General features: G+C 72.2%; 13 protein-coding genes. 12 read left to right on the top strand and 1 reads right to left on the bottom strand.

What is annotated here, in order from left to right:
• From ABT112_RS32680 to ABT112_RS32735, 12 genes are all read left to right on the top strand, one after another.
• A partial coding sequence (locus ABT112_RS32680; protein ID WP_502975517.1) for a dienelactone hydrolase family protein occupies positions 1 to 363 on the top strand: 363 nt, incomplete at its 5' end.
• A 16-nt stretch (positions 364 to 379) separates the two neighbouring features.
• The gene (locus tag ABT112_RS32685; protein WP_351515429.1) at positions 380 to 649 is read left to right on the top strand and encodes a DUF1876 domain-containing protein; all 270 of its coding nucleotides are present in this window, start codon (positions 380 to 382) and stop codon (positions 647 to 649) included.
• 244 nt (positions 650 to 893) lie between these two features.
• A complete protein-coding gene (gene polX / locus ABT112_RS32690) occupies positions 894 to 2642 on the top strand; it encodes a DNA polymerase/3'-5' exonuclease PolX (protein ID WP_351515430.1) in 1749 nt (582 codons plus the stop codon).
• A gap of 486 nt (positions 2643 to 3128) precedes the next feature.
• Positions 3129 to 4415, top strand: a complete 1287-nt coding sequence (locus ABT112_RS32695) for a sugar ABC transporter substrate-binding protein (RefSeq protein WP_351515431.1) — start codon at positions 3129 to 3131, stop codon at positions 4413 to 4415.
• Between the two features lie 127 nt (positions 4416 to 4542).
• Positions 4543 to 5442: a carbohydrate ABC transporter permease gene (locus ABT112_RS32700; protein ID WP_351515432.1), complete on the top strand. Its 900-nt coding sequence runs from the start codon at positions 4543 to 4545 to the stop codon at positions 5440 to 5442.
• Positions 5439 to 6323, top strand: coding sequence for a carbohydrate ABC transporter permease (locus ABT112_RS32705; protein ID WP_502975519.1), 885 nt, complete (start codon positions 5439 to 5441; stop codon positions 6321 to 6323). The genes ABT112_RS32700 and ABT112_RS32705 overlap by 4 nt, the downstream gene beginning before the upstream one ends.
• Before the next feature lie 93 nt (positions 6324 to 6416).
• Entirely contained in the window at positions 6417 to 8483 is a 2067-nt protein-coding gene (locus ABT112_RS32710; protein WP_351515433.1) for a glycoside hydrolase family 31 protein, read from the top strand.
• Positions 8484 to 8760: 277 nt separating this feature from the next.
• Positions 8761 to 11265, top strand: a complete 2505-nt coding sequence (locus ABT112_RS32715) for an ATP-binding SpoIIE family protein phosphatase (protein ID WP_351515434.1) — start codon at positions 8761 to 8763, stop codon at positions 11263 to 11265.
• A gap of 2 nt (positions 11266 to 11267) precedes the next feature.
• Positions 11268 to 12239 carry a LacI family DNA-binding transcriptional regulator gene (locus tag ABT112_RS32720; RefSeq protein ID WP_351515435.1) on the top strand — a complete coding sequence of 324 codons (972 nt, stop codon included), beginning with the start codon at positions 11268 to 11270 and terminating at the stop codon, positions 12237 to 12239.
• Positions 12240 to 12614: 375 nt separating this feature from the next.
• Positions 12615 to 13760 carry a baeRF2 domain-containing protein gene (locus ABT112_RS32725; RefSeq protein ID WP_351515436.1) on the top strand — a complete coding sequence of 382 codons (1146 nt, stop codon included), beginning with the start codon at positions 12615 to 12617 and terminating at the stop codon, positions 13758 to 13760.
• Between the two features lie 18 nt (positions 13761 to 13778).
• Positions 13779 to 15785: an aconitate hydratase gene (locus ABT112_RS32730; RefSeq protein WP_351515437.1), complete on the top strand. Its 2007-nt coding sequence runs from the start codon at positions 13779 to 13781 to the stop codon at positions 15783 to 15785.
• Between the two features lie 57 nt (positions 15786 to 15842).
• Positions 15843 to 17246 carry an NADP-dependent succinic semialdehyde dehydrogenase gene (locus ABT112_RS32735; protein ID WP_351515438.1) on the top strand — a complete coding sequence of 468 codons (1404 nt, stop codon included), beginning with the start codon at positions 15843 to 15845 and terminating at the stop codon, positions 17244 to 17246.
• A gap of 261 nt (positions 17247 to 17507) precedes the next feature.
• Here ABT112_RS32735 and ABT112_RS32740 read toward each other — a convergent pair whose 3' ends face one another.
• Positions 17508 to 19865 (bottom strand): SpoIIE family protein phosphatase, encoded by a 2358-nt coding sequence (locus ABT112_RS32740; RefSeq protein WP_351515439.1) that lies wholly within the window; start codon positions 19863 to 19865, stop codon positions 17508 to 17510.
• Between the last annotated feature and the right edge of the window lie 705 nt (positions 19866 to 20570).

Below are 20570 nucleotides of genomic sequence, written 5' to 3' on the forward strand. Positions count from 1 at the left end.
CGGGCCGCCGCGCAGGGCGACTGCGGCATCGCCGCCGTGGTCTCCCGCGGCGGGCGGCCCGACCTCGCCGGCCCGGGGCTCGCGGACGTCACCGCGCCCACCCTGCTCGTCGTGGGCGGCCGGGACACCACCGTGCTCGACCTCAACCGCCAGGCGGGCACCAGGCTGACCTGCGAACACCGGCTCGCCGTCGTACCGCGGGCCACCCACCTCTTCGAGGAGCCCGGCGCCCTGGACGCCGTGTCGGACCTCGCCCGGGACTGGTTCCTGAAACATCTCGCCGGGGTCCGCCCCACGACCCCCGCGGGCGTCGCGCGCCCGGCGTCGACCCGGAGGCACCCCGAGGCGCATCCTGGAAACTGAGCTGGAGGTGACTGTCATGCAGACCATCACCGGATGGCATGTCGACATGGAGTTCCGCGAGGTCGACAACAAGACCGAAGCAGCCGCCCTGCTGCGCGTGCAGGACGGGACGGAGCTGCGGGCGCACGGGCGGGCCAACCGCCACCCGGACGACCCGGAGCAGCCACGGGTCGGCGAGGAGATCGCCGCGGCCCGCGCGCTGAACGACCTCGCCCGGCAGCTGCTCGCCAAGGCGGGGGTGGAGATCGAGGAGGTCACGCACCTGCGGGCACATCTGGCGATGTGACCCGAGCGCCCCGAGGGGCGACGCCCGCGGCGGGGGCCGGTCCGCCGGACACCGGCCCCCGGTGCGCGGGCCCGCACGGCACCCACCCGGCACGGGGTCCGTAGGCCGCGACCCGGGGCGGGCCCCGTCGGCCGGTGCCGACCCGGGCGGGCGCCGGGTTCGTACCTCGGCCCCGCGTCCGGCGCCCACACACACCACCGCGGGCACGAGGGCCCGGCACCCGCCCCGGATCTAGACTTGGGACGTGGCCCGACCCAACAAGGACGTCGAGGCTCTGCTCCAGGAGTACGCCGACCTCGTCCTGATCACCGGCGGAGACGCGTTCAAGGCGCGCGCCTACGAGAAGGCCGCACGGGCCATCGGCGGGTACCACACCGACGTCTCCCGGCTCGACGCCGCGGGCCTGCGCGAGATCCCCAACGTGGGCCGCTCCATCGCCGACAAGGTGACCGAGTACCTGCGCACCGGCCGGATGCCCGCCGTCGAGGACGTCCGCGCGCGCATCCCCGCCGGAGTGCGGGAGCTGATGGCCATCCCCACCCTCGGGCCCAGGAAGGCCCTGACGCTCTACGAGGACCTGCACATCGCCTCCGTCCCCGAACTCCGCGACGCCATCGCGGAGGAACGGCTGCGCGACCTCAAGGGCTTCGGGGCGAAGACCGAGGAGAACATCCTGCACGGCATCTCCCTGATGCAGGCCGCCGGCGACCGGGTTCAGATCGACACCGCGATGGAGGTCGCCGAGGAGATCGTGGCCGAGCTGTCCGCGCTGCCCGGCTGCGAGAGGTGCGCGTACGCCGGTTCGCTGCGCCGGATGCGCGAGACCATCGGCGATGTCGACATCCTGGTCGCGGCGGAGCGCTCGGAGCCGTTCATGGCGGCCTTCACCCGCCTCCCGTTCACCACCGAGACCATCGCCCACGGCGCGAAGAAGACCTCGATCCGCACCACCAAGGGCCTCCAGATCGACCTGCGCGTGGTGCCCCCGGACTCCTGGGGCGCCGGCCTGCAGTACTTCACCGGCTCGAAGGCGCACAACATCCGCACCCGCGAGATGGCCGTGCGCCACAAGCTCAAGCTCTCCGAGTACGGCCTGTTCCACGCCCGGAGCGGGCGGCGGATCGTGTCCCGCACCGAGGAGGAGGTCTACGCCCGTCTCGGCCTCCCCTGGATCCCGCCCCCGCTCCGCGAGGACCGCGGCGAGGTCGCCGCCGGGCTGCGCGACGAGCTGCCCGACCTGGTCACCGAGGCGGACATCCGGGGGGACCTGCACACCCACACCGACCTCACCGACGGCGTCGCGACGCTGGAGGACATGGTCGAAGCCGCCGCCCGGCGCGGCCACCGGTACTACGCCGTCACCGACCACGCGCCCAACCTGTACATGCAGCAGATGACCGACGAGAAGATGCTCGCCCAGCGGGAGCGGGTGCGGGAACTCGATGGCAGGCACCGCCGGATGCGGCTGCTGCACGGCACCGAGCTCAATATCGACCCGGACGGGAACGTCGACTGGCCGGAGGAGTTCCTCGCCGGATTCGACCTCTGCGTCGCCTCGGTGCACTCCCACTTCAACCAGAGCCGGGACGCCCTGACCAAGCGGCTCATCCGCGCCTGCGAGCACCCGTACGTCGACATCATCGGGCACCCCACCACCCGCCTCATCGGGAAGCGGCAGCCGCTCGACCTCGATCTCGACGCGGTGTTCGCCGCCTGCGCCCGCACCGGAACCGCCCTGGAGATCAACTCCCACCCCGACCGCCTCGACCTGTCCGACGAGAACATCCTGCCGGCCAAGCGGTACGGCGTGAAGTTCGCCGTGAACACCGACGCGCACTCCACCCTCCACCTGGACTGCCTGCGCTACGGCGTGGGCACGGCCCAGCGGGGCTGGCTCACCGCGGAGGATGTGATCAACACCTGGCCCCTGGACCGGCTGCGCCGCTTTCTCCGCCGGGCCGGCCGCGCACCGGGACCGTCCTCACAGGGCTGATCACGGGACGCCCCCGCAGGGCTGATCACGGGACCGCCCCCGCAGGGCTGATCAGGGGCCCGCTTCAGTTCCTGCGGGGTCCACCGGATTCTCCACCCGGTCGATATGCCTCTTGCGGTAAATGCAGCGTATTTCTTGACATCGCTGGTAAGGAATGCCTGTAATGCCCCTATTGAAATGGTTCGTGAATCCGTTGAGGCGCTGCTCCATTCGGTGGTCCGTCCGGCAGCGCCTCCCACCGGCAGCGCCTCCCACTCATGTTCCACTCCGCCCTGATCCGGCCGCTCGCGGCAGGCCGGCCGCTGTGCCCGGCTCTCGCGATACCCCCGCCTTGCGGGGCTGGACGCCGAGCTTTCGCCCGGAGTTCCGTGTCGCAGGCCCGGCATGCCCAGGAGCAGTGTCTACTGATGATTCGCTGCGGATTGTGCGGTTCGTCGCGTTCTGATCGGTGTCTGCCTCTCCTCGCGTCGGCAGAAGGCCTGAGCCGTGCACATCAGCGCCTGCACACCGTTTCCCCTTGGAGTCACCATGCGCATCTCTGCCAAGTCCCGTCGCTCCCGGCCAGTCATGGCCCTGGTGGCGACGGCCGCCGCAGCCGGTCTGCTGCTGACCTCCTGCGGCGACGGTGGCTCGCCGCCCGAGTCCACGGACGGCGACAATCTCACTCTGACCGAAATGGACTACTACAACACCGAACCCGGGCGCGGCCCCCTGGGTGCGCAGCTCGCCGCGTGCGGCAAGAAGGCCGGGGTCACCGTCAAGCGGCAGATCGTGCCGGACCTGCGCACCAAAGTGCTCCAGTTGGCGAACAGCCGGGCGCTGCCGGACCTGATTCTCCTCGACAATCCCGACCTGCAGCAGCTCGCCGCCACAGGAGCCCTCGCCGACCTCGGTCCGGCCGGTGTGAAGACCGACGGGCTGTATCCGAACGTCGTCGCGGCCGGTGAATACCAGGGGAAGCTGTACGGCGTGGCGCCCGGTGTGAACCAGCTGGCGCTGTACTACAACACCTCGATGCTCGAGAAGGCGGGTGTCAAGCCGCCCGCCACGTGGGACGAGTTGCGCGCCGCGGCGAAGAAGCTGACCCAGGGCGACACGGTGCACGGAATCGGCTTCGCCGTGCCCGCCACGGAAGAAGGCAGTTTCCAGTTCGAGTCCTTCTTCTTCGGCGCCGGTGCTTCCCTGAAGAATCTCGATTCTCCGCAGGCCGTGTCGGCGCTGGATCTCCTGAAGGACCTGGTCGACTCCGGTTCGGCGCCCGAGGATGTGCTCAGCTGGAATCAGATGAATGTCGGGGAGCAATTCGCGAACGGTTCACTGGCCATGATGATCAATGGCCCCTGGGAGCTGCCCCTGCTGCGCAAGGCAGGGATGAAGGACTTCGGCGTCGTACCGGTTCCCGCCCCGGCAGGGCGCACTCCCTCCGGTGCGCTAGGCGGCGAGGTGTGGGCGATCGGCACCAGCGGGGAGAAGGCCCGCAAGGCGGGCGAGGTCATCAAGTGCATGGTGTCGACGGAGAACAGTCTGGAGTGGGCGAAGCTCACCAATTACGTGCCGTCCGACGAGAAGGCGGCCGCGGAATTCCAGGACGTGGATCCCTCGATGAAGACATTCGTGGACACCATCGGAAGCGCCAAGGGCCGTTCGGAGGAAGTCGGGCCGGAATATCCGAAGTACTCGCAGGCGATGTGGACCGCGGTGCAGAGCGCACTGTCGGGGAGCAAGTCGCCCAGCGCGGCGCTGACCGACGCGCAGAAGCAGGCGACGGAATGAGCACCGCTCCGCTGACCCGGGTGCGGTGCACGCCGACGACGACCCTCCCGGACGCATAACCGTGGCGCCGGCACTCCCCAGGCATCCGGCGGCGGCCGTCGGCCGCAGGAGGCCGCCGGACCGCTCCGTGGCCCCGGCGGCTCGCAGCCGGCGGCTCGGGACCGGGTTCATCGTGCCGGTCGTCGTGTTCGTCGCGGTGTTCTACCTCTACCCGCTGGCCCGCAATGTGGTGCTGTCCTTCCAGGACTACGACATCAGTTCCCTCTACAGCGGCAATGCCCCGTTCATCGGCTTTGCCAACTACCGCAAACTGCTCAGCACCCCCGCCTTCGCCACAGCCGTCGTCAACACGGTGGTTTTCGTGGCGGGCTCGCTCTTCTTCCAGTTCACGATCGGCCTGGGGCTGGCGGTGTTCTTTCACCGCTCGTTTCCGCTCAGCCGGCTGCTGCGGTCGCTGATGCTGATCCCCTGGCTCTTACCCCTGGTCGTCGCCGGCACGTTGTTCCGGTGGATGCTCGACACCAGCAACGGCGTCGTCAACCAGATCCTGCTCACCCTCCACCTGGTCCAGGACCCGGTGCCGTGGCTCAACACTCCCGACACCGCCATGGCCGCAGTGCTGCTCTGCAACATCTGGATCGGCGTGCCGTTCAACATGGTCATTCTCCACGGCGGGCTGCAGGCCATCCCGACGGAGCTGTACGAGGCGGCTTCCCTGGACGGCGCCGGCCGCCTGCAGCAGTTCCGCTATGTCACGCTGCCCCAGCTCAGGCCAGTGATCAGCATCGTTCTGACGCTCGGCCTGATCTACACGCTCAAGGTCTTCGACGTGATCTGGGTGATGACCAAGGGCGGCCCGGCCAACGCCACCAACACGATCAGCACCTACGCCTACCAGCTGTCCTTCGGCGGCCTGTCGGAGTTCGGTCTCGGTGCGGCCGCGGGAGTTCTGCTCGTCGTCGTGGCCGCCGTCTTCGCCCTGCTGTATCTGCGCACGCTGCGCGCCGAACCCGGAGTCCGCGGATGAACGCCGCCCGCGCTGCACGGAGCCGGCCCGGGGCGGTCCGCGGCCGACGGAACCGGGCCGTCGTAGCAGCGTGGACGAAATCCGCGTTCGGTGTGGCCGTCGTCGCCGTCATGCTGTTCCCGCTGTACTGGATGGTGAACGCGTCCTTCCAGACCAATCAGCAGCTGGCCCGGCGCTCACCGCACTGGCTGCCCGTCGACGGCACACTCAGCGGCTACGAGAACGCGCTGTCCCAGCAGGGCGGCCATCTGCTGGCCTCTCTGATCATCGCCGTGGGCGCCACGCTCCTGACGCTGGCCCTGGCCGCTCCGGCGGCCTACGCGCTGGCGCAGCTGCGCTCTCCGGGCGGCAGGACGCTGCTGAGCGTGCTGCTGGTCGTCCAGCTCGTGCCCGGCATCGTCATGGCCAACGCGCTGTACCGCATCTTCGCGTCCGCCCGGATCCTCAACTCGGCACTGGCGCTGATCCTGGCCGACGCCACGCTCGCCGTCCCCTTCGCCGTGCTCATCATGCGGGCCTTCATGATCGCCATCCCCCGGTCCCTGCTGGAGGCAGCGGCCCTGGACGGTGCCGGCGTGGTACGCACCTTCTGGCGGATCGTGCTTCCCGTGTCCCGCAATGCGCTGATCACATCGGGCCTCTTCGCGTTCCTCTTGGCGTGGGGCGACTTCCTGTTCGCCACCACGCTCAATCTCAACTCCACCACCTGGAAGCCGGTCACGCTGGGGCTGTACGACTACATCGGCGCCGGCACCAACACCACCAGTTGGAACTCGGTCATGGCCACGGCCGTCATCTCTTCCCTGCCCGCCGCGCTGCTTCTGGCCGTCGTCCAGAGACACATCGCTGTCGGGCTCACCAGTGGCGTGGTCAGGGACTGACTGCGCATCGAACCGCCACCCATGCCCCTCGAACCGCCCCGTGCCCCTCGCACCGCCACCGACCCGTACGACAGCCCTGTAGATAGGAGCAGCGTGTCTCCGTCCGACGGCACCAGGCCCGCACCCTCCGCGTCCGCCACCGGCGCAGCCGGGAACAGCTCCCCGCCTCCCGCCTCCTCCCCTCCGCCGGTCCGTCTCGAGTTCGGTGACGCCGAGCACGTCCTGCGGGTGGAGCCCTGGGGTGCCGACAGTGTCCGGGTGCGCGCGGCCCGGCACCGTGTGCGGGACGACCTGCCGGGAGCCCTGACCGCGCCCCCCGCCGCCGCGGCGGCGGAGTCGACGGAGGGGCCCGACGGCAGTCGGATCCTCACCGTCGGGCGGCTGCGGGTGGAGCTGTCACCCCGGGGCCTCCTGCGTTTCGTGCGCACGCAGGACGGCATCGAGCTGTTGCGCGAGTCCGTCGGTCACTTCGCCTGGCCCGGCGCCCGCCAGTTCACACCGGTCGGCGAGGGCGGCTATCGGCTGGACCAGCGCTTCGCCGCCTATGAGGGGGAGCGGTTCTTCGGGCTGGGCCAGCACTCCCACGGGCGCCTCGACCACAAGCACATGGTGATCGACCTGGTGCAGCGCAACGGGGAGGTCACCATCCCGTTCACCCTCTCCTCCCGAGGCTACGGACTGCTGTGGAACCTGCCCGCCGTCGGACGGGTGGAGCTGGCCGCCGGGCAGACCCGGTGGGTCGCCGACGCCGCCGATCAGATCGACTACTGGGTCACCACCGGTCCGACTCCCGGCGCCATCATGAGCAACTATGCCGATGCCACCGGGCACGCTCCCCTGCTGCCGGAGCGGTTCCTCGGCCTGTGGCAGTCCCGCCTGCGCTACCGGACACAGGAGGAGCTGCTGGACGTCGCTCGCGAATACCGGCGCCGGGGCCTTCCCCTGTCGGTGATTGCCGTGGACTACTTCCACTGGCCGCATCTGGGTGACTGGTGCTTCGACGCCGCCGACTGGCCCGATCCGGCCGGCATGGTGGCGGAACTGGAGAGCATGGGTGTGCGGCCACTGGTGTCCGTGTGGCCGTCCGTCAGCGTCCTGAGCGAGAACTACGCGCCCATGCGGGATGAGCGGCTGCTGCTGAGAACGGAGCAGGGCCAGCCCTTCCAGCACGTCTTCCCCGACAGCCAGGTCGACCACAAGTCCCTGCCCGTGGTGTTCTACGACCCCACCGACGAGCGGGCCCGTGAGTACCTCTGGAGCCGCGTCAAGCGCAACTACTACGATCTCGGCTTCCGGCTGTGGTGGCTGGACGCCTGCGAACCGGAGATGTACCCCGAACAATGCGGCAACCTGCGGTACGCGGCTGGCCCCGGCCGGGCGGTGGCCAACCTGTATCCGCGCGAACATGTGCGCGGCTTCTACGAGCACATGCGCGCCGAAGGCGTCGACGTTCCCGTCAGCCTGGTGCGCTCCGCGTGGGCCGGCAGCCAGGCCTACGCGGCGGCCCTGTGGTCGGGTGACATCCCGGCCACCTTCGAGGCACTCGCGGTGCAGGTGCGCGCGGGGCTGAGCGCGGGCCTGAGCGGCATTCCGTGGTGGACCACCGACATCGGCGGATTCCACGGTGGTGACCCGGACGACCCCGGCTACCGGGAGTTGCTCATCCGCTGGTTCCAGTTCGCCGTCTTCTGCCCGCTGCTGCGGATGCACGGCTACCGCGAACCGCGGGACGCCTTCGCCGCCGGCCGGAACGGGGGACCCAACGAACTCTGGTCCTACGGGCAGGAGGCCTACGGGATCCTGACCCGGCAGTTGCGGCTGCGCCAGGACCTTCGTCCCTATCTTCACCAGCAGATGGCCTCCGCAGCGGAACGCGGTGCACCGGTCATCCGGCCGCTGTTCTTCGACTTCCCCGACGACCCTGCCGCGTGGACGGTCGAGGACCAGTTCCTGTGCGGCCCGGACCTGCTGATCTCCCCGGTGACCCGGCTCGGCGAACGGCGCCGCCGGGTCCACCTGCCGGCCGGCGCCGACTGGGTGGACCCCGCCACGGGAACGGTCCATGACGGCGACCGGACCGTGACAGCCGACGCTCCACTGGAACGCATCCCCGTCTTCCTGCGCCACGGATCCACCCTGGACGTGCGGTTCCCGGGCTGAGAACGGGGCCGTTGCGGAGGTGCCACATCGTCGGCCGCACGGCCGGACGCGGCTGTGCGGACGGCCCGGGTGGCCGGACCCCGCGGATGGATCTCCGGCACACCCCCTCCCTGTGGCCGACGACGCCCATGCGGATCGTGTCCGACGGGCCCGTCGTGTCCGTGAATGACGCCTCCGATGCGCCTCGGGCCGTTGAGTGACAGTGCAACTTGTTCGATTCCTCTCGCGCATGCACCATGGGACTGTGCGTAACGTTGCTCGAAGGAATTGAGCAAGAATGGCCACTTCTCCGACGGAAACTCGTCACTCCGGGTGGTCGACCGATGTCCCCACGGCCATCATCAGCGTGGGGGGCATGGTCACAGGGTGGAGCGAGGGGGCCCGGCAACTGCTGGGCTACGACGCCCCGGAGGTGGTCGGGCACCCCGTCTCGGACCTCCTGATCAACAGGGAGTCCCCCGAGGCCGCCGGGCTCCGCCTGATCGAAGCCCGGGAATGGAGCGGCACAGCGGCACTGAGGCACCGCGACGGCCACCGCGTCGATCTGACCCTGCACCTTCAGCCGTCCTTGGGCGGCGACGGAACGGCCCGGGCGTTCGTCGTGACCGGCACTGCGGGTGCGGCCGAGGCGGAGTACGATCGACTGATGGTGGAGTGGGCGTTCGCCCAGTCCTCCGTGGCGCTCTCCACCTACAGCACCGCCTCGCGCACCTGGCAGCTGAACGCGGTCGCGCACGAGGGCGAGCAGCCCTCACCGGCGGGGCGCGTGACCGGCAGGCCCGCCGGCGGCGAGGGGACGCGGACGGCCGCAGGGCACGTCGGAGCTGTCGAGGACGGGCAGCGGCAGGCGGCTGAAGCGGGCACCTGGCCGTATGCGGACCTGCTGGGCGGAGACCGCGCCGACGAGGAGTTCCTGCGATGCGTCCGCCGGGTCGCCGAGGAGTCCCAGCCCATGCGCTACGAGCACCTTGCCCCGGCCGCGCCGTCCGCTCAGGGGCGCTCCTGGACCATCGACATGTGGCCCGTCCGCAACCCCGGCACCGGCCGGGTGGCCGGTGTCGGGGCCGCGGCGTTCGACAGCAGCGAGCAGGTTGCCGCGCGGCAGCGCCTGGCGCTGCTGAACGAGTCGGGCACCCGCATCGGAACCACCCTGAACGTGACGCGCACGGTTCGGGAACTCGCCTCCCTGGCCGTCCCGCGGTTCGCCGACTCCGTCAGTGTGGACCTGCTCGACTCCGTGACCCGGGGGAAGGAACCGTCGCCCGGTCCGGCCGACGCCGCCGTGGCGCTGCGCAGGGTCGCGCACCGGAGCGCCGACGGGGTGCCCGAGGCCGACACGGAGATCGGCGAGGACGGCACCTATCCGCCGCTCTCACCCCCCGCACGGGCCCTGGCCAGCGGTCGGACGGTGCTGTGCGGAGCAGAGGACCCCGACTTCCCCCGATGGGCCGCCGCCGGCACGGGGGGATCCGCCCGCGCGGCGGAGCGCGGATTCCACTCGATCATGGCTACCCCGCTACGAGCGCGGGGCCTGACCCTCGGAGTCGCGGTCTTCGCCCGCGCGGAAGGCTCGAAACCCTACGAGCAGGATGATCTGATCCTCGCCGAGGGACTCGCAAGCCGGGCGGCCGGCAGTGTGGACAACGCGCGCCGCTTCTCCCGGGAGCGCGCCAATGCCCTCACCCTCCAGCGCGCTCTGCTGCCCCGTCACTTCCCCAAGCAGGCAGCCGTCGAGGTGGCGCACCGCTATCTGCCCATCGGTGGGGGAGCCGAGGTGGGCGGCGACTGGTTCGACGTGGTCCCGCTGTCGGGCACCCGCGTCGCCCTGGTCGTCGGCGACGTGGTCGGCCACGGCATCCACGCCTCGGCCGCCATGGGGCGCCTGCGTACCGCGGTGCGCACCCTCGCCGGAGTCGATCTGCCCCCGGACGAGCTGCTCACCCACCTCGACGAACTGGTCACCCACCTCACCTCGGACAGCTACGTCCGCAATGAGCCCGACACCGGGGAGGTCGGTGCGACCTGCCTCTACGCGGTCTACGACCCGGTCTCCCGCATCTGCACGCTGGCCAGCGCCGGCCATGTGCCACCCACCGTGCTGCTCCCCGACGGCACGGCCAGGGTGGTCCGGCTCGCCCCGGGGCCGCTTCTGGGCGTCGGCGGCCTGCCGTTCGAGTCCACCGAGCTGGAACTGCCCGAGGGAAGCCTGCTCTCCTTCTACACCGACGGCCTGATCGAGGCCCGCGGCCAAGACCTCGGTGTCGGCCTCGAACGACTCCGCGGAGCCCTCGCTTCCGCCGTGCCCTCGCTGGACGGCACCTGCGACATCATCCTCAGGGCCCTGCTGCCCGAGAGCCCCGCCGACGACGTGGCTCTGCTCCTGGTGCGCACCCGTGCCCTGCACACCGACCAGGTCGCCGCCTGGTCGCTGCCGTCGGATCCCGCCATCGTGGCCGACGCCCGGGCGCAGGCCTCCCGTCAGCTGGCGATCTGGGGGCTCGACGACGCGGCGTCCGTCACCGAGCTGGTGGTGAGCGAGCTGGTCACCAATGCCATCCGCTACGGGGATGCCCCCATCGGGCTACGGCTGATCCGGGACCGGACGCTGATCTGCGAGGTCTCCGATGCCAGCAGTACCTCCCCCCATCTGCGCCATGCCCGCACCTACGACGAAGGGGGACGAGGGCTGGACATGGTGACCCAGCTGACCCAGGGCTGGGGCACCCGCCAGACCCCCACCGGCAAGACCATCTGGGCCGAACAACGTCTCCCAGCCGACTGACCATGACGGAGCGCACCGGCAACCTGGCGACAGGACGCGACGCCCATGCCCACAGTGGCGCTGCGGCCCGCGAACTGACGCATACGATCGCCCTGCTCTTCCCGCCGTCCGGTGCCCACCGGGACTACCCGGAGGTGCAGCTGGCCTTCATCGGAGGGGTGGCCGAAACCGCCACCACACACGGCTACGACCTGTTGCTCACCCCCTGTAAGTCGGGGAAGGACCTGTCGTTCCGGCGGATGGTCGGCGAACGGCGCGTGGACGGCGTGATCGTGATGGAGGTCCGCCGGGAGGACGACCGCATCCAGCATCTCGCCGAAACGGGCTTCCCCTTCGTCGCCATCGGCCGGAACAGCGCAACCAGCGAGGTCGGCTGGGTCGATCTCGACTTCGCCGGCCTGGCGGGCGGATGCGTTCGGCACCTGACCGAACTCGGGCACCGCAGGATCGCCTTCGTCAACAAGTCGGAGCAGATCTTCACAAGCGGGTACGGGTACACCCGGCTCGGGAGCGAGGGCTACACCGAGGCGATGGCGGAGATGGAGCTGACCCCGCGCGCGTACTTCAGTGGCGACGACATCGCCGCGGGGGAGGACGTCGTGCAACGGATCCTGCACGACGACCCGGCCACCACGTCCCTGGTCGTCATGAACGAAGCGGCCCTGGAGGGCATCTACCGCGGGCTGACCCGGCACGGCCGCAGCGTGCCGCGCGACTTCTCGGTCGTCGGTATGGGCGCCAGCCGCTGGGCGGAGCAGGTGAGCCCGCCGCTCACCGCGGCCGAGATACCGGCCAAAGAGATGAGCCGCATCGGCGTCGAGCTGATGGTGGAGCGGCTCACCGCGCCCGACGCGCCACCCCGGCACGTCCTGATGAAGCCGCTGATCACGCTGCGCGCCAGCACCGGTCCCTGTCGGCCGGTTTCCGATGAGGAGACGGAGCCGGAGCTGGACTTCCCCGACTTCGACTTCTGACCCTTCGCCGTCCGGGTCCGTCGCCCGGGTCCGTCGCCCGGGTTCGGCAGCGGATTCCGTCGCCGGTGTCCGTCGCCGGTGTCCGGTGCCGGTGTCCGCGAACGGATCCGGAACGACGGTCGCATGGCGCAATATGGGACAATTGGGAGGTGTGGTCGGCTCGCAGGTGCGGGCGTCGGGCGCCTCCGTGCCCCGGGGCCGGCTCGCCGCGGGCGATGCGATCGACGCCTTGCGCCCGGACCGGCCGCGGCCGGTTTCTCCACCGGGCCGGCCGGGCACCCGGACGGTCCTGGGGCGGACACCTCCGGCCGGGCGGGACTGTCGAAACACGCCCTAGGGTCTGCCCACCACCTGACCCCGAGCCTGGGGGAGATCATGGAACTCGGCTTTCTCAAACCGCTCTTCGACCGCCCGGGCCCCTGGGCGTCGGTGTACATCGACACCTCGTGGGCGAGCGAGGACGCCGCCCAGCAGTGGCACCTCCGCCGTCGCGCCGTGGCGGGGCAGCTCATCGACGAGGGCGCCGACGCCTACACCTGCGAGGCGCTGATGCGCCGGCTCACCGAGGAACCGGTCTCCGGAACCCCGCCCGGCAGGGCGCTGTTCGCCGCCGGCGCCGAGGTCGTGCTCGACCTCCCGCTCGCCGCGGCCCCGTACATCGGCGAGGCGAGCTGGTCGACCCTGCCGCACACCGCCCCGCTGGCCGGGCTCCGCGACGACCAGCCGCCCTGCCTGGTCGCGTTCATCGACCACGTCGGCGCCGACCTGGAGCTGTGGGACGCGCTGCGCCAGGAACCGGCCGGCCGGGCCCAGGGTGCCCCGTGGCGCGGGCACCGCACCGTCCCCGAGGACCGCCACGAGTGGCACTACCGGAACAAGGTCGAGAACACCTGGAAGCAGAACGCGGAGATCATCGCCGACGAGATCACCCGGACCTGGCCGGAGTGCGGCGCCGGACTGCTCGTGCTCGCCGGCGGCGCGCGGGAGCGCAAGGTCGTCCGGGAGCGGCTGCCGCAGCAGATCCGGGCGGTCACGGTGGAGACCGAGCACGGCAGCCGGTCCTCCGCCGGCCGGGCCGACGGGCACCTGGACGAGGCCGTGGCCGGGATCCAGGAGGAGCACGCCCGTCAGCGTCTCCGGGACGCCCTCGACCACTTCCGGGCCGGCCGGGGCCGCGGCGGCGAGCACCGTCCCGGCAGCGTCGAGGCGGGCCCGGGGGAGGCCGCCGAAGGCGTTCCGGCCGTGCTGGACGCCCTCCGCAGCCACCAGGTCGCCACGCTGCTCCTGGCGCAGATCGCCCCCGACGCCGGCCGGGACGTCTGGATCGGGCCGGGCGCCGACCAGGTCGGTGTGCAGCGCGGCGACGTCCAGGCCATGGGCGTCCCCAAACCCGAACGCGCCCGCGCCGACGACGCCCTGATGCGCTCCGCCGCCGCCGGTGACGCCGAGGTCATGCTCGTCCCCGACGGCATGGCGGGACCCTCCGGCGGCCTCGGCGCAGTCCTCCGCTGGACCACCTGAGCGCCGGGGCGTCACGGCATGGGAACCGGCGGCCCGGCCCCGCCCGCGGCCGGCACCCTCGCCCACCAGCTGATCGCCGCCCATCTGGTGGAGGGCGCCGCGCTGCCGGGCGAGGAGATCGGGCTGCGCGTCGACCAGGCCCTCACCCAGGACGCCACCGGCACCCTGGTGATGCAGGAGCTGGAGGCGCTGGGCGTGGACCGGGTCCGCACCGACCTCGGCGTGAGCTACGTCGACCACACCGTCCTGCAGACCGACCGGCGCAACGCCGAGGACCACCTCTTCCTCCGCTCCGCCGCCCGCCGGTTCGGGCTCTGGTACTCCGGGCCCGGCAACGGCGTCTCGCACCCGCTCCACATGCAGCGCTTCGGCGTCCCCGGCCGCTCCCTCGCCGGGGCCGACTCGCACACCTGCGCCGCCGGCGCGCTCGGCATGCTCGCGATCGGCGTGGGCGGCCTGGACGTGGCGCTGGCCATGGCGGGACGTCCGCTGCACCTGCGGATGCCCCGGATCGTGGGGATCCGGCTCACCGGAGTGCCGCCGCCCTGGGTCGGCGCCAAGGACATCGCTCTGGAGCTGCTGCGCCGGCACGGGGTGAAGGGCGCCGTCGGCCGGATCCTGGAGTACCACGGCCCCGGGCCGGCCGCCCTGACCGCCATGGACCGGCACGTCATCGCCGTCATGGGAGCCGAGCTGGGCGCCACGGCGAGCGTCTTCCCCGCCGACGAGGCGGTGCGGGCGTTCCTGCGCTCCGTGGGGCGCGAGGAGGACTTCACCGAGCTCACCGCCGAACCGGACGCCCGCTACGACCTGACGGAGGAGATCGATCTGTCCGCGCTGGAACCGCTGATCGCCCGGCCCTCCTCCCCGGACGACGTGGTGCCCGTGCGGGAGGCCGCCGGCGAGCCCGTCTCCCAGGCCGTCGTCGGCTCCTCCGGCAACCCGGGGCTCCGCGACATCGCGGTGGTCGCCGCCCTGGTCCACGGCCGGCAGGTGGCCCCCGGCGTCAGCCTCGACATCAACCCGACGTCCCGCGGGGTCCTGCTGGACCTCACCCGGATGAGCGCCGCCGCCGACCTGATCGCCGCCGGGGCCCGCATCCACCAGGCGGGCTGCCTGGGCTGCATCGGCATGGGCCAGGCGCCCGCCGCCGGGCGCAACTCGCTGCGCACTGTGCCACGCAACTTCCGCGGTCGCTCCGGCACCGCGGAGGACGCGGTCTGGCTCTGCTCCCCGGAGACCGCCGCCGTCTCCGCGCTGACCGGGCGGATCACCGATCCCCGCGAATGGGCGGCCGAGACCGGCACCCGGCACCCGGAGCTCACCCTGCCCGACCCGGCCGCCACCGTCGCGACCCTGGAGGAGCCCCTGCCGCCGGACGTGGCGCGCACGGTCCGGCCGGAGCGCGGGCCGGGCATCTCCGGACTCCCCGAGCTCGACCCCCTGCCGGACACCCTGGACGGGCCCGTCCTGCTGACGGCGGGCGACAACGTCTCCACGGACGACATCTCGCCCGCCGGCGCGGCCGCCCTGCCCCTCCGCTCCGACATCCCCGCCCTGGCGGCGCTCACCTTCACCCCGATCGACCCCGGCTACCCCCGCCGTGCCGCGGAGACGCCGGGGCCGCACTTCGTCGTCGGCGGCGACAACCACGGACAGGGGTCCTCCCGGGAACACGCCGCCATCACCCCCCGCCACCTGGGGCTCCGGGCCGTGCTCGCCACGTCCTTTGCCCGGATCCACCGGCAGAACCTGGCCAACTTCGGGATCCTGCCCCTCGCCTTCGACGACTCAGGGGACCGGGACCGCATCGCCGTGGGCGACCGGCTGCGGCTGGAGGGCCTGCACGGCTCCCTCGCCCCCGGCGCGGTGCTCCGGGTGCACAACCTCACCCGGGGCGAGCACTACACCGTCCACCACGGGCTCTCCGCCCGGCAGTGCGAGGCGGTGCTGGCCGGCGGTGTCATCCCTGCCCTGGCGCGCCGGACCGGGCCGGTGGGAGCGCATTCCTCCGCACGGGAGTAGAAAAGGGGGCAAACGGGCACCCGCGTCCGTATCCCCGCATTCCGAGGAGGAGCTCCCGTGCCGATCGCCACCGTCAACCCCACCACCGCGGAAACGCTCAAGACCTTCGACGGGCTCGGCCGGGCGGAGATCGAGGACCGGCTGGCCCGCGCCCACGCGGCCTTCCGCCGGCACCGGACGACCGGCCTGCCGCAACGGGTGGAGCTGATGCGAGCCGCGGCGGACCTGCTGGAGGCCGACCGGGACGACATCGCGCGCACCATGACCGTCGAAATGGGCAAGCCGGTCACCCAGTCCCGCGCCGAGGCCGCCAAGTGCGTCAAGGCCATGCGCTGGTACGCCGACCACGCCGAGGAACTGCTCGCCGACGAGCGCCCCGCCCGTGCCGACATCGAGGACTCCGGAGCGGCCGACACCGTGGTGCGCTACCGCCCCCTCGGCCCCGTCCTCGCCGTCATGCCCTGGAACTTCCCGCTCTGGCAGGTCGTCCGGTTCGCCGCGCCGACTCTGCTGGCCGGCAACGTGGGCCTGCTCAAACACGCCTCGAACGTCCCCCAGACCGCGCTCTACCTGGAGGACCTCTTCCGGCGGGCCGGATACCCGGAGGGCTGTTTCCAGACCCTGCTGGTCGGCTCGGACGCCATCGCGGACATCCTCCGCGACCCGCGGGTCGCCGCCGCGACCCTCACCGGCAGTGAGCCCGCCGGCCGCTCCGTCGCCTCCATCGCGGGCGACGTGATCAAGAAGACGGTGCTCGAACTCGGCGGCAGCGACCCGTATCTGGTGCTGCCCTCCGCCGACCTCGACAAGGCGGTGGCCACCGCCGTCACCGCCCGGGTGCAGAACAACGGGCAGTCCTGCATCGCGGCCAAGCGCTTCATCGTGCACGACCGCGTCTACGACACGTTCGTCGCCGGGTTCGTCCAGCGGATGAGCGCGCTGGCCGTCGGCGATCCGCTGGAGGACGCCACCGAGGTCGGCCCGCTCTCCAGCGAGCAGGGCCGGCGCGACCTGGAGGAACTGGTCGACGACGCCCGGGGCCGCGGGGCGACGGTGCTGTGCGGCGGCGGCCGTCCCGAGGCGCACCCCGCGGGCTGGTTCTACGAGCCGACGGTGCTCGCCGACATCACCCCGGACATGCGCATCCACCACGAGGAGGCCTTCGGCCCGGTGGCCACCCTCTACCGGGTGCCGGACGTGGACGAGGCGGTACGGCTCGCCAACGACACACCGTTCGGCCTCAGCTCCAATGTGTGGACCCGGGACGACGCCGAACAGCAGCGGTGCGCCCGGGACCTGGAGGCGGGCTGCGTCTACTTCAACGGCATGACGGCCTCGCACCCGGCGTTCCCCTTCGGCGGGGTGAAGCGCTCCGGCTACGGACGGGAGCTGTCCGGGCACGGCCTCCGCGAGTTCTGCAACGTCACGACCATCTGGCACGGCGCCCCGTCCGGCGGCTGACGCCCGCCCGGCCCGGCCGGCGCACCACCGCGGCCTGCGGTGCGCGCCGGCCGGGCCGCGGTGCGTTCACCCTGCGGCCGGGAGCCGGGAGCCGGGAGCCGGGAGCCGGGAGCCGGGAGCCGGGAGCCGGGAGCCGGGAGCCGGGGGCCGGGGGAGTGGCGGGCGGCTGATCCCGGGTGACCATAGTCCCGCGAGAGCCCCTCGGCGCCCGCCGTCCGCCGTCCGCGAAAAGGCCCCCGGCAGCCCCGCGCTGACGGCGCGTCACGGCCCGCCCGGCTCGTCGTGCACCGCCCCGGTCCCGGCCCCCGCCGACCCGGTCTCCGCCGTCCCGGGTGGCGCCTCCGCCGACCCCGACTCCGCCGACCCGGTCTCCGTCGTCCCGGGTGGTGCCTCCGCCGACCCCGACTCCGCCGTCCCGGTCTCCGTCGTCCCGGGTGGTGCCTCCGCCGACCCCGACTCCGCCGTCCCGGTCTCCGTCGCCCCGGCCGGCGCCTCAGCCGTCCCGTCGGCCGTCGCCGCGGTGTGGGCCACGGTCCGCTCCGGCCGGACCTCCGCCACCAGCAGCGCCACGTCGTCGTGTCCGTCCGGGTCCCGCAGCGAGTGCAGCAGCAGATCGCAGGTCCGCTCCAGGGAGCGCCGCGGCCCGGACAGCATCCGCACCAGGGCGGTCAGCCGGGCGTCGATCGGCTCGTCCCGGGTCTCGACCAGGCCGTCGGTGTACAGCACCAGACGGCTGCCCGGCGGCAGTTCGAGGTCCACGGTCTCGAACGGCACCTCGCCCACCCCGAGGGGCACCCCGGTCGGGACGTCGATCAGCTCGGCCGTGCCGTCCGGGCGGACGAGCACCGGCGGCAGATGGCCCGCGGTGGAGATCCGGCAGCGGCCGGTCGCCGGGTCGAAGCTGGAGTAGACGCAGGTGGCGAAGGCCTGGTCCAGCCCGGTGGTCACATCGTCCAGGTGCCGGAGCAGCGCCGCGGGCTCCAGATCCAGCCGGGTCAGGGTGCGCGTGGCGGTGCGGAGCTGCCCCATCGTGGCGGCCGCGGAGATCCCGCTGCCCATGACGTCGCCCACGACCAGCGCGGTCTTGTCCCCGGTGAGCGGCAGCACGTCGAACCAGTCCCCGCCGACCTCATGGGTGGAGCCCGCGGGCTGGTAGCGGTAGGCCACCGCCAGCCCGGGCTGGCGCGGCGGGCGCTGCGGCAGCAGGCTGCGCTGCAGGGCGAGCGCGGTGCGCCGCTCGCTCCGGTACAGCCGGGCGTTGTCGATGCTGATGGCCGCCCGCGCCGCCAGCTCCCAGGCCAGCAGCTGGTCGTCCTCGGTGAAGGGGGCGGGCGTCCGGGCCCGGATCAGGCTCAGGGTGCCGATGACATTGCCGCGGGCGATCAGCGGCACCCCCAGATACGAGTGGGCGCCGGCCCGGGCCAGCAGCACCGCGGAGTCGTCGTCCCGGGCGACCCGGCGCAGCGTGTCCTCGTCCACGTGCGGCACCAGGATGGGTTCGCCGGAGTCCACGACCTGCGTGATCAGCCGGTCCCGGGCGTACTGGGCGACATCCCCGGCCGGGTCCGGGGCGCGCGACGCCTCCGTGCGGTACGCGGCCTTCACCGCCAGGGCCCGGAACACGGCGGGCCCGCTGCTGTCGGTGGGACCGGAGGCGTTCTGCCGGTCGCCGAGGATGGAGTCGAGGATGTCGACCGCGGCCAGGTCGGCGAGATCGGGTACCACCACCTCGGCGAGCTCCCGGGCCGTGTGGCGCAGGTCGAGCGTGGTGCCGATCCGGACACCGGCGTCGGCGATGAGCGCGAGCCGCTTCCGGGCCCGGATCATCTCGGTGGTGGCGCTGTGCCGCTCGGTGACGTCGACCACGGATATCGCCACGCCCAGCACGTGCCCGCCGGTGTCCTCCAGCCGGTAGTACGACACCGACCAGGCGCGGTCCCGCCCGGGGTCGCCGGGGGTGCGCCCGACCGCGTACTGGTCGAGCAGCGGCGAACCCGTGGTCAGGACCTGGTGGGTCGCGGACTCGACGGCCTCCACGTCGAGGAAGGGCAGCGCCTCCGACACCTTCTTCCCCAGGTGGTCGGCGGTGGGCAGGCCGTTGATCCGCTCCAGCGCGGGGTTGACCAGGACGTAGCGCAGATCGTGGTCGAGCACGGCCAGGCCGATGGGGGACTGGCTGATCAGCCGCATCGAGAGGGCCAGATCGGTCTCCACCGTGCGCAGCGCGGCCTGGTCGGTGGCGATGCCCAGGGCGTAGGCGTTCTTCTTCTCGTCCAGCATGCGCATGTTGCGGAACTCGACGAGACGGGTGCTGCCGTCCTTCATCCGCACCGGGAAGCCGCCGGCCCAGCTGGCCCCCTCCAGGACCTGGCCGAACAGATCCTTCACCAGCCGCGCGTGCTGCGGGTCGACCAGCAGGGCCGCGCCCGGCCGGCCGAGCGCCTCCTCGGCGGTGTAGCCGAACAGCTCCTCCGCCGACGGGCTCCACAGGGCGATCCGGCCCTTGGCGTTGAGCACGACGGCGGCGACCCCCAGCGCGTCCAGCAGGCCCCCGGGCGCGGACGGCTCAGAGGCAGGGCTCTGGCCTACGCCGGCCCTCCGAGGATCGGTCTGGCTCATCCCGGGCACCTCTTTCGGTTGCCCCATCCTCCCGCCGCAATGCCTCCATCGTCCCTTGGATATGCGTGTCGCGCAGGTGTGCTCGGCGGACCGATTCGGGGCGGTCGCCACACGTCACGGTGGCGTGGCGGTCCGTGACGCCGCCGAGGTCGCCGGGGTGCGCCGAGCATGCGGGGAGGCTGCTCGGTTCCCCGGGCGGCCGGTCTCCATCACCTCGCGTCGCTTCTTTTCCCTATCGATGTTGAGCAGAATCCGGTTCCGCTCCGTTCTCCATGGCAGCACGGTTCGACCGACCGTGGCCGAGGACCGAGGACGGAGCGGGGACGTGGCGCGCAGGAGAACCGTCGGCACCGGGAAGAAGAGCGCGAGCAGGTGCGCGAGCCCGGCAGGAACCTCATCCGCGATGCGCACATCGAGCGCGTCGGTCAGCCGGAACCCGGCCGGCCCGAGCCGGCCGGACACGACCCGGGCCTGACACGGCCCGAAGAGCTCCTCCGGGGCTCGGTCCGACAGGAAGCGGACGGAGCCGGGACGCCGCGGTGTGCACCCGCGCAGGGCGTCTGCCGGAGGACGGGGCTCTGCGGCGGCCGGTGTGCGATCGCGCGGCGGACCGCCCGGTGTATTGGGGTGCACCGGGACGGCGAACCACCGCGCGGCGCACCCGCCGGCCGCCGCAGAGCCGGGGCATGCGCGGCGGCGCTGCTC

The sequence above is a fragment of the Streptomyces sp. NPDC002055 genome, from assembly GCF_040296705.1.
In the GTDB taxonomy this organism is placed as follows: Bacteria; Actinomycetota; Actinomycetes; order Streptomycetales; family Streptomycetaceae; genus Streptomyces.

Bases quoted from the DNA above. Each gene is read 5' to 3' on its own strand.
- ABT112_RS32685 (WP_351515429.1), top strand. From the start codon at position 380: ATGCAGACCATCACCGGATGGCATGTCGACATGGAGTTCCGCGAGGTC.
- ABT112_RS32705 (WP_502975519.1), top strand. From the start codon at position 5,439: ATGAACGCCGCCCGCGCTGCACGGAGCCGGCCCGGGGCGGTCCGCGGC.
- ABT112_RS32715 (WP_351515434.1), top strand. From the start codon at position 8,761: ATGGCCACTTCTCCGACGGAAACTCGTCACTCCGGGTGGTCGACCGAT.
- ABT112_RS32720 (WP_351515435.1), top strand. From the start codon at position 11,268: ATGACGGAGCGCACCGGCAACCTGGCGACAGGACGCGACGCCCATGCC.
- ABT112_RS32725 (WP_351515436.1), top strand. From the start codon at position 12,615: ATGGAACTCGGCTTTCTCAAACCGCTCTTCGACCGCCCGGGCCCCTGG.
- ABT112_RS32730 (WP_351515437.1), top strand. From the start codon at position 13,779: ATGGGAACCGGCGGCCCGGCCCCGCCCGCGGCCGGCACCCTCGCCCAC.
- ABT112_RS32740 (WP_351515439.1), bottom strand. From the start codon at position 19,865: ATGAGCCAGACCGATCCTCGGAGGGCCGGCGTAGGCCAGAGCCCTGCC.